The organism is Mucilaginibacter sp. (genome assembly GCF_028288185.1).
Lineage (GTDB): Bacteria > Bacteroidota > Bacteroidia > Sphingobacteriales > Sphingobacteriaceae > Mucilaginibacter.
In genome coordinates, this window is the sequence record NZ_JAQBOF010000037.1 from 1 (window position 1) to 15,320 (window position 15,320).

Annotated in this window: 12 protein-coding genes; 10 read left to right on the forward strand and 2 right to left on the reverse strand. The window is 34.9% G+C overall.

Translation table 11 applies throughout. The features are described 5' to 3' along the window. The 3 genes from JWQ34_RS16685 to JWQ34_RS16695 all read left to right on the forward strand — a co-directional run. Nucleotides 1-370: hypothetical protein (locus tag JWQ34_RS16685; RefSeq protein WP_299359149.1), on the forward strand; the 370-nt coding region annotated here is incomplete at its 5' end. A gap of 1 nt (nucleotide 371) precedes the next feature. Continuing rightward, nucleotides 372-1,439, forward strand: coding sequence for a glycosyltransferase (locus tag JWQ34_RS16690; RefSeq protein WP_299359151.1), 1,068 nt, complete (start codon nucleotides 372-374; stop codon nucleotides 1,437-1,439). A gap of 21 nt (nucleotides 1,440-1,460) precedes the next feature. Further along, complete coding sequence (locus JWQ34_RS16695; protein ID WP_299359153.1) at nucleotides 1,461-2,030, forward strand: hypothetical protein; 570 nt, start codon at nucleotides 1,461-1,463, stop codon at nucleotides 2,028-2,030. Here JWQ34_RS16695 and JWQ34_RS16700 read toward each other — a convergent pair. Beyond that, nucleotides 2,005-3,366: a hypothetical protein gene (locus JWQ34_RS16700; RefSeq protein ID WP_299359155.1), complete on the reverse strand. Its 1,362-nt coding sequence runs from the start codon at nucleotides 3,364-3,366 to the stop codon at nucleotides 2,005-2,007. The two genes, JWQ34_RS16695 and JWQ34_RS16700, sit on opposite strands and share 26 nt — an antisense overlap. Nucleotides 3,367-3,463: 97 nt before the next feature. Between JWQ34_RS16700 and asnB the strand changes: the two genes are divergently transcribed. Genes asnB through JWQ34_RS16720 form a run of 4 tightly spaced genes read left to right on the forward strand, consistent with a single transcriptional unit; the run spans nucleotide 3,464 to nucleotide 9,343 of the window. Next, nucleotides 3,464-5,353, forward strand: coding sequence for an asparagine synthase (glutamine-hydrolyzing) (gene asnB, locus JWQ34_RS16705; protein ID WP_299359157.1), 1,890 nt, complete (start codon nucleotides 3,464-3,466; stop codon nucleotides 5,351-5,353). A 2-nt stretch (nucleotides 5,354-5,355) separates the two neighbouring features. Then, nucleotides 5,356-6,546 (forward strand): glycosyltransferase, encoded by a 1,191-nt coding sequence (locus tag JWQ34_RS16710; protein ID WP_299359159.1) that lies wholly within the window; start codon nucleotides 5,356-5,358, stop codon nucleotides 6,544-6,546. Nucleotides 6,547-6,603: 57 nt separating this feature from the next. Beyond that, nucleotides 6,604-7,566 (forward strand): NAD-dependent epimerase/dehydratase family protein, encoded by a 963-nt coding sequence (locus tag JWQ34_RS16715; protein WP_299359161.1) that lies wholly within the window; start codon nucleotides 6,604-6,606, stop codon nucleotides 7,564-7,566. After that, complete coding sequence (locus JWQ34_RS16720; RefSeq protein WP_299359163.1) at nucleotides 7,550-9,343, forward strand: hypothetical protein; 1,794 nt, start codon at nucleotides 7,550-7,552, stop codon at nucleotides 9,341-9,343. Before JWQ34_RS16715 ends, JWQ34_RS16720 begins: the two co-directional genes overlap by 17 nt. Before the next feature lie 29 nt (nucleotides 9,344-9,372). Here the strand turns inward: JWQ34_RS16720 and JWQ34_RS16725 are convergent, their stop codons facing one another. Continuing rightward, the gene (locus tag JWQ34_RS16725) at nucleotides 9,373-10,626 is read right to left on the reverse strand and encodes a carboxypeptidase-like regulatory domain-containing protein (RefSeq protein WP_299359165.1); all 1,254 of its coding nucleotides are present in this window, start codon (nucleotides 10,624-10,626) and stop codon (nucleotides 9,373-9,375) included. 580 nt (nucleotides 10,627-11,206) lie between these two features. On the opposite strand from JWQ34_RS16725, the gene JWQ34_RS16730 reads away from it, so the two are divergent. Genes JWQ34_RS16730 through JWQ34_RS16740 form a run of 3 tightly spaced genes read left to right on the forward strand, consistent with a single transcriptional unit; the run spans nucleotide 11,207 to nucleotide 15,208 of the window. Then, complete coding sequence (locus JWQ34_RS16730; RefSeq protein WP_299359167.1) at nucleotides 11,207-11,605, forward strand: (deoxy)nucleoside triphosphate pyrophosphohydrolase; 399 nt, start codon at nucleotides 11,207-11,209, stop codon at nucleotides 11,603-11,605. Next, nucleotides 11,592-14,738: a DEAD/DEAH box helicase gene (locus tag JWQ34_RS16735; RefSeq protein ID WP_299359169.1), complete on the forward strand. Its 3,147-nt coding sequence runs from the start codon at nucleotides 11,592-11,594 to the stop codon at nucleotides 14,736-14,738. The genes JWQ34_RS16730 and JWQ34_RS16735 overlap by 14 nt, the downstream gene beginning before the upstream one ends. 50 nt (nucleotides 14,739-14,788) lie before the next feature. Beyond that, the gene (locus JWQ34_RS16740; RefSeq protein WP_299359170.1) at nucleotides 14,789-15,208 is read left to right on the forward strand and encodes a hypothetical protein; all 420 of its coding nucleotides are present in this window, start codon (nucleotides 14,789-14,791) and stop codon (nucleotides 15,206-15,208) included. Nucleotides 15,209-15,320: the final 112 nt, after the last annotated feature.

Sequence of the window (15,320 nt, forward strand, 5' to 3'; positions counted from 1 at the left end):
TTATTTATTTTTGAAAGCCTGGTATACTATTGTGGCTTATGTAAAGCGATATCTCCTGCTTTTTAAAATTTACAAATACGATATTGTTTATATTCATTTATGGGGCACTCCATTTGGTTTACCAATAGTTATTACTTCAAATATCTCTGATGATTCGGATATAATAGAGAAAAATAATGCCGGTTATGTATTGAAAAGTTTAACTGATAAAGAATACAATCAGGCAATAGTAAAGATAGATGATTTATTAAAAGAGGATAAGGACCTTTTGAAAAAAAGAATTAGAGCTTTAGCCTATAAATATCGTAATTTTGATATCGCGGAAAAAATCTATAAGCAAATTTATAGCGTCCCGGATACTGTTAAATAGCTTGAAAAATTCAATTCTTTTTATCGTCCCTTATCCGTACAATACTGCTCCCAGTCAGCGCCTAAAGTTTGAACAGTATTACGCTTCCTTTCAGCAAAAAGGTTATACAATAACACAAACCCCTTTTATGGATGATAAGCTATGGAATATTGTATATAAGCGTAATTATTTGTTTTTGAAAGCCTGGTATACTATTCTGGCTTATGGAAAGCGCTATCTCCTGCTTTTTAAAATTCACAAATTCGATATTGTTTATATTCATTTATGGGGCACCCCGTTCGGTTTACCAATATATGAGTGGTTGTTGCGTAAACATTCAAAAAAAATCATTTATGATATAGATGACTTAATATACAAAGGAGCCTCAAGCCCTAACAATAAATTTATGCGAATTTTCAAATCAGGTTCTAAAGTAAATTTTTTGATGAAATATGCCGATAATGTATTAGTTAGTACAGACAAGTTATTGGAGTATGCGAAAGGATTAACAACCAAGATCAGTGTAATACCTGCAACGATTGATGTGAATAAATATATTGATCATAATAAAAAGGAATCTGATGTAGTAGTAATTGGCTGGAGCGGCAGTCATACAACCAGTAAATATTTGCATCTACTGGATAATGTTTTAAAAGAAATCTCAAGTAAGCATAATATAAAAATAATGGTTATGGGTGACACGAGTTTTTACATTAAAGGATTAAATATCCAATTAATAGAATGGACAGAAAATACAGAAGTAAATTCTTTAATGCAATTTGATATAGGTATCCACCCATTACCGGATGAGGAATGGGTTTATGGTAAAAGCGGTGGTAAGCTGGTTCAATATATGGCAGCCGGTATTCCTATAGTGGCTTCAGCAATTGGGCCCAATTTTAAGGTTATTAAGAATGGCTATAATGGATTTTTAGTGAATGACGAAAAAGACTGGATTGATAAATTGGATTTACTGGTTACCGATTCAACTTTAAGAAAAACAATGGGTAACAATTCAAGAAAAAATGCAGTTGATTTTTATTCGGTCGAGGCTAATTTGGCCAAATATTTAAAGGCGTTTGATTGTTAAACATGCTTTATATTAATTGATATGGCTAAAGGAAAACTAAAATATGCAACTATCATTTGTATTGTAGTTGGATTTATATTGTTAATTGTAGGTTATATTAAAAGCGATAGTTTATATTATGATAATTTATTAAAGTCAAATAATCTGTCTAACCCTTCACAGGTATTTAATTGGACAACTCAAAATTTCAGTACTCCAAAATCCTTATATGTTCATCCTAATCTCTCTCCACGATATTTAATAGAAAAACATAAATCATTGTGGTGCGATGAAGGCGCAATTGTTATGGCGACACTTGATAATAAACTGGGCTATAAAACCAGGTTAGTGGATTTATACGGTTATGACAATATTGCACATCACACAATTTTACAGGTTATAGAAAAAGGCCAATGGGTCAATTATGATTTTACTTTTAGATTAAGTAACCAACCACTCGTTAAGAGCAGCGACAGCTTCCATATGAAGCTGAAGAAAGGCCGGATAAAAACCTACCCTAAACTTTATAACTACCTGATTAATAATAACTATTTTATAAAACGCATAGTATTTGCATTACGCGGTATTAAAGAAGAGGATCCGGTTCGCTAAAATTTTCTGGTAGTTTTTTTTCATCCTTGTTAAATATCAGAACCATCAAAAACAGCATATAAAACGGAGTGCAAGGAATTTTGTACCTTGATAAAGAACCAAAATTATAGCTGGATATCCCAACAAAAAAAGCGAATATTAAGGTAAAAAATAAACACATGATAAGATTTGGGTCCTTATAAATATTTGTAATTGTATTAAAAATATTTCTTTTTAGAATTAAATACAATGTAAGCAGTAATACGCCTGTAGATTCTATAGAGTTAAAAAATTGAATAATGCTTTTGGCTTCCCAAGGATACGGCCGAAAAAGCGTTACATTAATAGCCGGTAGTATTTTATTTATTATCCCTGCTAAAGTTGGATCAAAATCTCCTAAATTATATGCGGCGCCATCCTGATCTATAGAAACTCTTAATAAATAATCCTTTTGTTTAACAACCTCTAATAAGAGGTTATCCATAGTGAAAGAAGACAAATAAATAGCAATTTTCCTGAAGATAATAAATGCTGCAAAAGCAAATACTGCTAAAATGATATAAAAAACCATTTTCTTTTCAGGTTGTAAAGCGGCTTTTTTCTGATAAATCAAAATTGTTTTTAATAGCAGCACAGGTAATAAAACAACGAGTATATATGCTTTAATTAATATTAAAAGTATAATGGAAACAGAAACGAGTAGAATTAAAACTAGTTTAATTGTCCGTTTTTCAAATAAGGTATGGAAGCAATAAACTAAACATCCTACAGAAAACATACAGAAGCTATCTTTAAATAAGCCTGATCCCCAGACTATTGGGCCAGGCATTAAAAGAATGGCTATAGCTATTGGTTTAATCAATTTATCATATTGAGTTGCAAATGTTAAAAACATTAACCAAATCCCTATAAAGGTTATAGATGAAATAATTACGTTAATAATTAAATATTTTGTAAAACAGAATATTCCTATGAAAGCGCCCAAACAAGCAGTTGTATATGATGGAATATCATCATACCAATACATATCAGCTACTGCTTGTCCGTCGATTAGATTATCAGTATTTGCATGGTGAGTAATTAATCTAATCCAAGACCCAAATGATTTAGTGAAAGTCGAATTAATAATCTTGGAATGGTAAAAAAAGTTTAAAGAGTCACCACCGGCATAATAATAGTTATAAATTAGACCTATAAATATTGCCCCTGCAATTTTTGCTGTAAGTCCGGGAATTAAGTATGATCTGTAAGGATGGCCTTGGGGATAATATTTATTACGGAAATAATAAGCGATTCTATAAATAAGAAACAGGTAAAAAGGTAGTAAAATATAATCAAGCGAAGTAATTTCACCCATATCAAAAATGGCTCTGGTGTTTTATCAATAAATGTAAAATAACAAAATATATTTCAGTATTATTACCTTAGAAAAAATTGATTAAATCTAAAACTTAGTGTGCGGAATTAACGGCCTATTATACAAGGAAGCTACCCTTGATATCGTTGAACAATTACAATTAATGAATCATCGCATCATTCATCGGGGACCGGATGATGATGGAATATATCATGTCGGCCAAGTTGCTATGGGAATGCGAAGATTATCTATTATTGATCTTTCAACCGGCAACCAGCCAATGTATAATGATGATAACGATATAGCCATTGTTTTCAATGGAGAAATTTACAATTATAAGATTCTTAAAGCCGAACTGGAATTAGCAGGGTGTAAATTTGATACCCAATCAGATACCGAAGTCATATTAAGACTATATGAAAAATATGGAGAAAGTATGCTTGGCAAATTGAATGGCATGTTTGCTTTTTCCATTCATGATAAAAAAAAAGAACTAATATTTATAGCTCGCGACAGGTTCGGTGAAAAGCCCCTCTATTATTACCATAATAATGAAAAGTTTGTATGGGCATCTGAGCTTAAAAGCATTGTCTCTCTATTCCCGGAATTAAAAAAAGTAGATCGAGACGCTTTGGCTCTTTTTTTTTCGTTAACGTATATCCCTGCCCCATATTCCATATATCAAAACATTGAGAAGCTTTTACCCGGTCATTATTTGAAAATTAACACCCTTACCTTGGCAGTTGAGGATAGGCAATATTGGGATATAAACCTACATGATAAAGTTGAAACAAATATCTCTTACGTGGATGCTCAAAAGAACATACATAAATTACTTTTTGAATCTGTTGAACAACGAATGATAGCCGATGTGCCATTAGGTGTGTTTTTAAGTGGTGGAGTTGACTCAACAATTATTGCTGCAATTATGGCCAAAATATCTGACAAAAAGGTGAAAACGTTTTCTGTTGGATATGAAAACAAGCGCTATGATGAATCAGCAAGGGCGAGGCAGGTTGCAGCGCATATTGGTTCCGAACATCATGAATATATACTTGATTATAAAGACATTTTTGACATTGCCGATAAAATTATTTTAAACTATGACGAACCTTATGCAGACTCATCATGCCTGCCAACGTGGTTTATTTCATCAAAAACGGCACAACATGTTAAAGTTGCCCTTACAGGCGATGGTGGCGATGAGGTGTTTGGGGGATATAACAAATATATGCTGCCGCATTATCGAAGAAGGGTAAATATGTATATACCGGATTTTATTAAACCGTTGCTGGCCAAAAAAAGCTTGGCAGATATCCTTTTAAGTCGGGGCGATTCCAAATCAATATTTTCAAAAGCCCGGAAAGTTGTTGGAATTTTAAATGAAGACTTAATATCTGGCCACTTAAATCTACTAGCATTAGGATTCAGGCAGGACGAATTAGATCAGTTATTTACCGGCGAGATATCTGATTATAAAAAACTACTAGCAGATCATCTCGGAACAATTGATCCGGAAGTAGATGAATTAAAGCAGTTGCGTTATATAGATAAACAAATATCATTAGAAGGCGATATGCTGGTAAAAGTAGACAGGGCTAGCATGCTGTGTTCTTTAGAATGCAGGTCGCCATTTTTAGATCATCGTTTAATGGAATATACTTATAAATTGCCGGATGATTATTTAATTCATAAAGGAAATAAAAAAAGGATATTGAAAGATACTTTTGAAAATTTATTGCCCGAAAAGTTTTTTAATTCGCCAAAATCCGGGTTTGAGATACCTGTAGGAGAGTGGTTTAGAGGGCCCTTGAAAAATGATATGCTTGAAACGTTATCCGATGTTCACTTAAAACAATCGGGCTTGTTTAATATCAGTTATATAAAAAAACTAATCTCAGATCATTGTGAAAATAAAGCGAATAACTCCCGTCAGTTATGGACACTTTATTGCTTTCAAAAATGGTTTAAAGCTAACATTCATTAATTATGCCCAAAATTTTAAGAATACTTAACCGTTTAAATGTTGGCGGGCCAACTTTAAATGTAGCCTATTTGTCTGGATATATTGAAAATAATTATCAAACAAAAGTATTGGCGGGGCATAAAGAGCCTTACGAGGGCAGTTCAGAATATGTGTTGAATGATTTGAATATAGGGTATGATTATGTGCCGGATATGTATCGCAGCATAAACCTGGTTAAAGATTATCGTGCCTTTAAATATATTCAGTCTGCTATTAAAAATTACCAGCCCGATATAGTACATACTCACGCTGCAAAAGCTGGTGTATTAGGCAGATTGGCAGCATATCACAACTCCAAAAGACCCAGAGCCATTTTGCATACCTACCATGGAAATGTTTTTGATGGTTATTTTTCGCCTGTTAAAACGAAAATTTTTCTTGGTATTGAACGGTACCTTGCAAGCATAAGTAGTGCTATAATTGCAATAAGTGATGAGCAAAAAAATGACTTGGTAAATAAATACAAAATAGCACCCGAGAATAAAGTTCATGTAATCAGATTGGGGTTTGATTTGGACAGGTTTGCGCAAAACACAGATCAAAAGCGGCATGAATTCAGGAGTTTTTATAACATACAAGAAGAAGAAATCGTTATTACTATTACAGGTAGGCTTACGGCGATTAAGAATCATTACTTATTTATAGCTGCATTACAAATGCTTAAACAACAAAAACCAACCCTTAAATTTAAAGCGTTTATCGTTGGCGATGGTGAATTGATGGAGCCAATAATAAATATGATTAAGGAATCAGGGCTTAGCTTTTGTAGGGCCGACAATAATAACTATCAGGCAGATATTATTTTTACCTCCTGGCGAAAAGATATCGATATAATAAATTCAGGATCGGATATTGCGGCACTAACATCACTAAATGAAGGCACACCGGTTAGCATTATAGAAGCAATGGCATCGCAAAAAGCTGTGATTTGCACAAATGTAGGCGGAGTAAAGGATGTAGTTAAAGACGGGTATAGCGGTTTTTTATGTGACCAAACGCCAGAGAGTTTTGTTAGCAAACTAATAAAACTTATTGAAGATAAGGGCCTTAGAAATAAGATGGCCATAAACGGGCAAATATTTGTATTTGAAAATTATTCTTATCAGCGTTTAGTTAAAGAAACGGAAAATTTATATAATAATTTATTAAATTAAATTATTAACTTAACCTCTTATTAAATAACTATATTTAGTAATAGATTTACCCTAATAATGATAAAAATATTGATCACCGGTGGCGCTGGTAATGTTGGCGGTGCCCTTGCCTGCCATTTCGTACAGAAAGGATATCAGGTTGTTGTCGCTGATAACTTGATTACAGGTTCACTCCATAATCTTCCTCAAGGATATGATAACTTTACATTTGTTAAGTGTGATGTAAATCGTTATACGGATTTATCAGCTGTTATGTTTCGTTTTAATTTTGATTACGTTTTTCATTATGCAGCACTGGTAGGTGTAGCACGTACGTTAGATAATCCCATTTCTGTTTTAGAAGATATTGAAGGCATTAAAAACATATTAATGCTTTCAAAAAATACAGGCGTTAAACGTATATTTTATTCGTCTTCGTCAGAAGTATATGGCGAGCCGGTAGAATTTCCTCAAAATGAACACACAACTCCATTAAATTCAAGGTTGCCGTATGCCATTGTAAAAAACGTTGGAGAGGCTTTTTTCAAATCTTATCATAAAGAGTTTGGTTTGGAGTTTACCATTTTTAGATTTTTCAACACTTATGGGCCTAAACAAAGTAATGATTTTGTAGTATCTAAATTTTTAAGCGCCGCATTAAAGAATCAGGATATCACCATCTTTGGCGATGGAGGCCAAACCCGTACCTTTTGTTATATTGATGATAATATAGAAGCCACTACCAAAATTTTTGAAGAATCGCTTTACATAAATGAGGTTATCAATATTGGTAACTCAAAAGAAATGACGGTTTTTGAGCTCGCTAAAAAAGTAATATCAATAACCTGCTCTTCGTCGGCAATAGTTCATCTCGAAGCATTAAAAGAAGGGGATATGACGCGTCGTCAGCCCGATAATTCAAAAATGCTGCGGGTTTTAAACCGGAATTTATTAACTATTGAAGAAGGTATTTCTAAAGTTTTAGAGCTTAAACATCATGTGTCAATCCATAAGCACTCTCTAAATGTCGTTCCAGCTTAAGTTAATTCTATCAGGCTGTGTTTCGCTATTGGCTTGTGTGGCAATTATGCCATTTGTTATCAAGTTAGCGAAATATAAAAGATGGGTCGTATTTCCGCGTAGTGACCGTTGGCACAAAAAGCCTACGGCTTTAATGGGTGGTATTGGGATTTTTGTGGCTTTTAGCGGCACTGTGCTAAGTATAGGAGGTATATCAGAAACAAATTATTGGATGATATACGCCGCAGCCTTTGTTATGTTTTTAGTAGGTTGGGCAGACGATGTATGGGAAGTAAAACCTGTTATTAAACTATTGGCGCAAATAGCCTGCTCTTTTGTTTTAATATATAACGGTTACATTTTTGGCGGCGGAATGCTGGAGTGGGCAGGAATTCCATTAACATTTATTTGGGTTATAGGTATAACTAACGCTATAAATCTGTTGGATAATATGGACGGCCTGGCTGGTGGTATTTCGGCCATTGTCGCGATAGTTTCAGGCGCATTAGCTGTTTTAAATAACGAATATGCATTGGCTGGTTTCGCTTTTGCTATTGCAGGGTCAACTATTGGATTTTTGTTTTATAATTTTAAACCTGCCTTAATATTCATGGGCGATTCTGGGAGCCTGTTTCTTGGCTTCTCCCTTTCTTTCCTAAGTATAGCGGTGCAGGGCAAAATGGGCTCATCATCACCTGTGTTAATGTTATTAATTCCTATAAGTTTAATGGCAATACCTATTATGGATACAACATTGGTTACTATTAAACGCCTTGCGGCCGGCCGGCGGATTGATCAAGGTGGAAAGGATCATGCCTCGCATCGTTTAGTAGCTCTTGGGTTAAGCGAAAAAAAAGCTGTACTCACTTTGTATATTATTAGCGCTATATGGGGTATATTATGCTTGTTTATGTATCACATACAGATTAACAGCTTGTTTTTATGTGTGCTTTTGCTCATTATTTTTTCAGTTGCGTTTTCGTTGCTGCTTTCTAAGGTAAAGGTGTATAACGAATCGCCAGAGAAGTTGTCCTATTTGGAAAAGCGAGGTTTAAAAATAGATAATAACTTCACATTTCGCTTTTTCTTGCTCCATAAAAAAATAATGATTGGTCTTTGTACTGATATTTTAATAATTTACTGTGCCTTTCTATTTGCTAACAAAGCTACCCAGGTTAATTTAAAGTATGATTATATTGTACTGGCCACCTTTATCTGCGTAAAAATTACTGTGTTATATTTAAGTAATCTCTACTATCGTATGTGGCGTTACATGGAGGTTTTAGAGGTTGCGGGATACTTTATTTTTATCAGCATAGCAACAATCATATTAGTTGTAATACTATATATCAAAGATAGAACAAGCACCTACACGCTGTATTTTTTTATGTTCGATTTCCTACTGACTTTTACAGGCATAGTTTTTTCAAGATTATTTTATAGATCACTAAGTGAATTAATTAATAGAAATAGAAGTTCGGAGAAAAAGGTAATAATTTATGGTGCAGGCGATAGTGGATATTTGTTGATAAAAGAAATTTTGCAAAATCACCGGCACGAATTAAAACCAATCGGGTGGATTGATGATGACCCATCAAAGTATAACCAACTTTTGTATGGGTATAAAATACATGGGGGTAAAAAGCAGTTGCTGACGATATGCAAAAAGTTTAAACCAGATATGGTTTTAATATCAACAGGGGCAATTGATAAAGATGCAGAAGATCAACTGAGAGATTTGTTAGGTGTACATAATATTGGTATCGGTCGGTTTAGTTTAACAATATCTTATAATTAATAGCGGACGACTTTTAGACGGTCGCCCCCCTACTTACCCTTCGCCTTGTTGGCTTTATTAATGTCCTTTAACTGCGTAAAAACATCCTCGGCGTTATAATCAGATAGCAGGATATTATAATCTTTCCAGAACTTTTCATCACCATTACTTTTATAGGCGTTAATGTTATCATTACGGCCAATTTTCGAGTTAAACGATTCTTTCTGAGTGGTATCAACAGCGGTGATCTGGTAGTTAAATTTTACGTGAGCTACATAGTCATGCTTTTGGTCGGCGCTTTTAACAGCCAATGCGTCATCGCCCTCAACGCCTGATAGCACCCATTTGTTGCCGACTTCCTGGTAGCTTACTTTGGCATTGTCGGCCTGTAAGCCAATATCTACATTGCCAGTGCGCATTAGTGAGCGTTCGGCAAAAACGCCCGAGCTAAAATCCTTCAACCCGGCAGGGCTTAAACCAAAATCAAAATAGATAAATGCGTAGGTTTTGACATCAACATACATACGGCCCCGATAGGTGCGCTCGCCCGAACCTGGTTTTTCTTTGAAATCAATTTGATAAGCCTGGTAGCCTTTAAAATCAACAATACCCTTTACCTCGAATTTATGTTTGGCTAGCCCCGCATCGTTTAAAAACTCGCAGGCATATAGGTGGTTAATAATATCCTGCTCGAAAATAGAGTTAGGCTTTTGCCCAAACTCCAGCGAGGTAAAATCGCGGTCGTTTTTTTCGTTGCGCGCTTTTATCAGGCGGAAGATATCAGCGTGCTTATCACCATAGCCAAAATTATAAACATCAAAAACCGCTTCCGACAGTTGCAGCGGGACAGCACTGTTATACGTGTACATGCGGTAAAACCCGCGTAAAATATGGCGATGGTTAATATAATTTACCGGTATGCGGGTAATGGCTTTCTGGATGATCTTTAAAGCATCATAGTAAGCTATGGTGACCTCCTTAAGTTCGGTATTGCTTTTCTCTAATAGGATGTTAAGCTGGCTACCCGCTTTTAATCCGGCTAATGGCACCAGTTTAGTTTTATAGCCGATGCACGAGATCTTTAACGTATCGGCATGGTTAGCGGGGGGGATTATCAACGCAAACATGCCCGCGTTATTGGTGGCTGTACCAATTCCCCTACCGTTAATACTCACACCCGCACGGTTGATGTCCCGCCCGGTTTTCGAATTGGTAATTTTACCGCTGATACTGATCTGCGCACTAACCCGGCAGGCCAGCATCAGCAGCAAAAAGGCAAAAAGTAAACGGCGGGTATTATTCATGCGGATGCAATTATTAATATACTGCAAGATGCAGATAAGCAAGATACCAAAAAATTAAAGTAGACCACCCCCACTAATTATGCGACCATTGAATGTTTTTAAGGGATGTGGGTGTCCGGATTATTCACTAACCACAACGTCTTTGCGAGGAACGAAGCAATCTCTGCACTTGCTAATCAAATAAGTATAATTTCGTAATTGAACGTGCCGTAGCGCTCATGGCCGCTGGGCCTAGTTACTTTACCTTAGATGCAAAGTAACCAAACATCAAGTCAGCCCAATCGCTGCCACCTCATAGGCCAGACTCCCGGCCGCGTGTGCTGACGGGCCTTTGCGCTCTTTTTAATTATCTAAGTCCTCGGAGTTCACTTATATCCGATTGCCATTATAACCCATGTTAAATACTTTAGCTCGATGTTTTATTTAATGACAGACCAGCCAACAACCTGCCCTTTGTGTGGTGCAAGAATTGATATAATAGCCGATCTTTATCATACCAACTTACAGTTGCTAATTAATGAATGTTTAAATATCAATTGTAAACACGTATTTTTAGAGTTAGAAAACTAAAATCTAATAAGTGATCGATGTAACCTGCGCTTTAATTATTGATGAGCACAATCGTTTGTTTACCGCTCAAAGGAGTAAAAAGATGAGTTTGCCTTTAAAATGGGAATTGCCTGGCGGCAAAATTGAACCGAACGAGTCTGCAGAGAGTTGCTTGATTCGAGAAATAAAAGAAGAACTAAATGTTGAAATAGAAATTGTTAAAAGCCTTGAATCTAATAAACATACTTACCCATCTGTAACTATTTGCCTTATTCCTTTCATTTGCAAACAGGTTAGCGGCGTAATATCATTAAAAGAACATGCAAAGTTTAAGTGGCGTAATACAAATGAATTATTAGATTTGGATTGGGCAGAGGCTGATATACCTATTATTAACAATTACTTAAAACACCTAAATGTCATCACTTGAATTGGGGCTCTATGAGCAACTCATTACTAAGTTAATCTCCAATAAACTTCAGTTACTTGATGATAGAGCTTTTTATGTAAAGAGTGCGTTATTAGATAAGGAAGAAGCATCACGTTATTTAAGCTTGTATTTATCTGAAACAATAAAGTTTGCGCTTAATGAAATCAAAGATGAGGACAAGACGATTAAACAAATTGAACTATCAAATAAGATAATTCAATTATTAATAGAAGAACTCCCCAAAATTGGGCTATCAGATAATCTTATTGAAAGTCAAGGGAAAATACTCGAAGCTATATTTTCAAAAATAGATTCCCCATATCCAAACTTAGATGCGCGAATTAAGGAAATAACTCCTTATACCAGATTAAGTCAGAGCGAGCTTTTTACGGGTAACAATGTCGGAATTTCTCTAGAGAGTGAAATTAAGAAAGAGATACTTTCTTCCGATGAGATTTGTTGGCTGGTATCTTTTATTAAATTTTCGGGAATTAGAATATTTAAAGAAGAATTAGAAGAGTTCACGAATACGGGTAACAAGTTAAAGATTATAACCACCTCCTATATGGGAGCAACAGATGTAAAGGCTGTTGAGTTTTTAGCCGGTTTAAAAAACACGGAAATAAAAGTTTCTTATAATGCAGATCATGAACGACTACATGCTAAGGCATATCTGTTTATAAGAAATAGCGGATTCAATACAGGCTATATTGGTTCATCAAATATTTCAAGATCGGCGCTAACAAATGGTCTTGAATGGAATTTGAAGGTAACTTCAAAGGAGATTGGTCATATTATAGATAAGTTCAAGAAAACATTTGATACTTATTGGTTAGATAAAGATTTTGAATTGTATCAGCCTGGTAAAGATATTCAAAAGCTGACTACAGCTTTAAGGCAACAAAAGTCATTCGACAATCAAGGAATAACAACTTTTTTTGATTTAAAGCCATTCCCTTATCAAGAAGAAATATTAGAAAAATTGCAATCAGAAAGAGTGATTCATAACAGATTTAAAAATCTTATTGTTGCAGCTACAGGTACTGGTAAAACGGTTATATCATCATTTGATTATAAAAACTTTAAGGATAATAATCCAAGGGCAAGACTATTGTTTGTAGCCCATAGAAAGGAAATATTAGAACAAGCTCAACAGACGTTTAAGCATGTATTAAGGAACGCAAATTTCGGCGAACTTTGGGTAGATGGCATTGAGCCCATAAATTATGAGTTTGTTTTTGCATCAATACAGACACTTGCTAATCGCATTGATAGGTTAACACTATCCGAAGATTTTTTTGACTTTATCATAATTGATGAGGTGCACCATATTGCTGCATCGAGTTATCGGCCTGTACTTGAAAAGTTTAAACCAAAAGTATTGTTAGGCTTAACAGCAACACCTGAACGTAATGATGGCGATGATATCTTAAAAGACTTTTGCCATGTAATTGCAGCAGAAATTAGATTGCCTGAAGCGTTAAATAGAAAGCTATTATCTCCATTTCAATATTTTGCTTTATCAGACAATGTTGATTTATCCAAACTATCATGGAAAAACGGCAAGTATGAAATCAATGAATTAACGAAGCTATATACCGAAGACGATAGACGCGTTAGTGATATTTTAACCAATTGTGAAAAGTATTTAACAGATGTAAACGATGTTATAGCCCTTGGTTTTTGTGTTAGTCAAGAGCATGCACGTTATATGGCGGAGAAGTTTACTTTAGCAGGGCTAAAGGCTGCTTATTTGACTAGTGAAAGCTCTGGGAACAGGACAGAGTTAAGAGAGCGCCTTAGAAATAAAGAAATTAATTATCTTTTTGTAAGAGACATTTTTAATGAGGGTGTAGACATTCCAGAAATTGATACAGTGCTGTTTCTCAGACCAACTGAAAGTTTAACAATTTTTCTCCAACAACTAGGAAGAGGATTAAGGTTGGCTCCAAATAAAGATTGTTTAACTGTTTTAGATTTTGTAGGAAATGCTAGACCAGAGTATGACTTTGAACATAAATTTAGAGCTTTAGTTGGCAAAACACACACATCAATAATTAAGGAAATTGAAGATGATTTTCCACACTTACCATTAGGGTGTTCAATTGTATTGGAAAAGAAAGCTAAAGAAGTAATTCTAAAAAATATTAGAGAAGCCATCGGGTTTAACAGACGGCAATTATTAGCCAAAATTCTAAACTTTAAGCACCAATCAATGCTTGCTTTAAATCTTCAAAATTTTATTGTGTTTCAAAATATTGATATACAACTAATTTATAAAAAAGGGAGTTGGAAAAGACTTTGCGCAGAAGCAGGGGTAATAGAAGATTTTTATGAACCTAATGAAAATGAGATAACAAGAGGAATAAAAAGATTATTGCAGTGTAATTCTATTAGCTATTTAAGTTTTATTAAACAGTTAATTGATAACGATTTTAACATTGTTGGTTTAAATGACAATGAAGAACGAATGCTACTAATGCTTCACTATGACATTTGGCAAAAGGACGGGCCAAAAGCTGGGTTTAAGTCAATTAAAGAAAGTATAAGGCAAATAGCAAAAAACCCTATTTTAGTTTTGGAACTTCAAGAAGTAATTCAATACTTAATAAACAAAATAGACTTCGTCGAAAAAAGAATAGAATTTGACTATCCATTCCCCCTTAAAGTTCATAGCAGATATAATCGCGATCAAATTTTAGTAGCGCTTGAACTACATCAATTTGAAAAGTCATCGTCAAATAGAGAAGGAGTGGCATTAAATAAAGACTTAAACACAGAAGCATTATTTGTCACATTAAAAAAATCAGAGAAAGAGTATTCGCCAACCACCCTCTATGATGATTATGCTATCAATGAATCCTTGTTTCATTGGCAATCTCAAAATGCCACTACTCCTGAATCGTCCAAAGGTGTTTCATACATAAGACAACAAGCGACAAATAAGAAAATTTTGCTTTTTGTTAGAGAGCAAAACGACGATGAATATGGATTTACAATGTCGTATGTATTTTTAGGCGAGGCCAAATTTATTAACTCTAGTGGAGCAAGACCTATGAATATAGAATGGGAGTTGAATGAACCTATGCCAGCCTATATTTGGAAAGAAAGTGGAAAGTTAGCTATAGGATAAGTTCACTTATATCCGATTGACAGCCAACATTTACTAAGCTATCTTAGTAAATGGCTAATATTAAATTTTCATACCTCTATCGCGATGGTGGAAATTATAAAAATTACGATTCTGTAGTCTTTGCAAATCCCAATAGGATTGAGGTATCAGAATTAGAAAATCTCATTAAATCAAAACTGGTTTATGATACTTGGTTTTATCATGACGAATGGAAGTTGCCTAACCTGCGTTTCATAGATTGGAATTTCGAAACCGACCCTACCTGGCATGAGTTTGAAAATGTCGAGTATACCGATGAGCCGCCTAATACATCTATGATCTTATCTAAATTAATTTATAATATAATTCAACAGCAAACAATGTGCATTGATCATTTTACCGACATCGGAAAAATGGTAGCCTCATCCCGCGTTAGTGACAGCAGCGGATACCGGCCACTTCGTGGGCCTCAGTGCAGGCGCCGCGCCTAATGCCTGCAGCCGTATAAGCGGATAGCACGGCCCCGATGAAAGAGGGGAAACGCCCTTGCAATTACCCTCTTTCATCGGCCATTACAAAGTACGGCAACGTCGTTGTAAATAA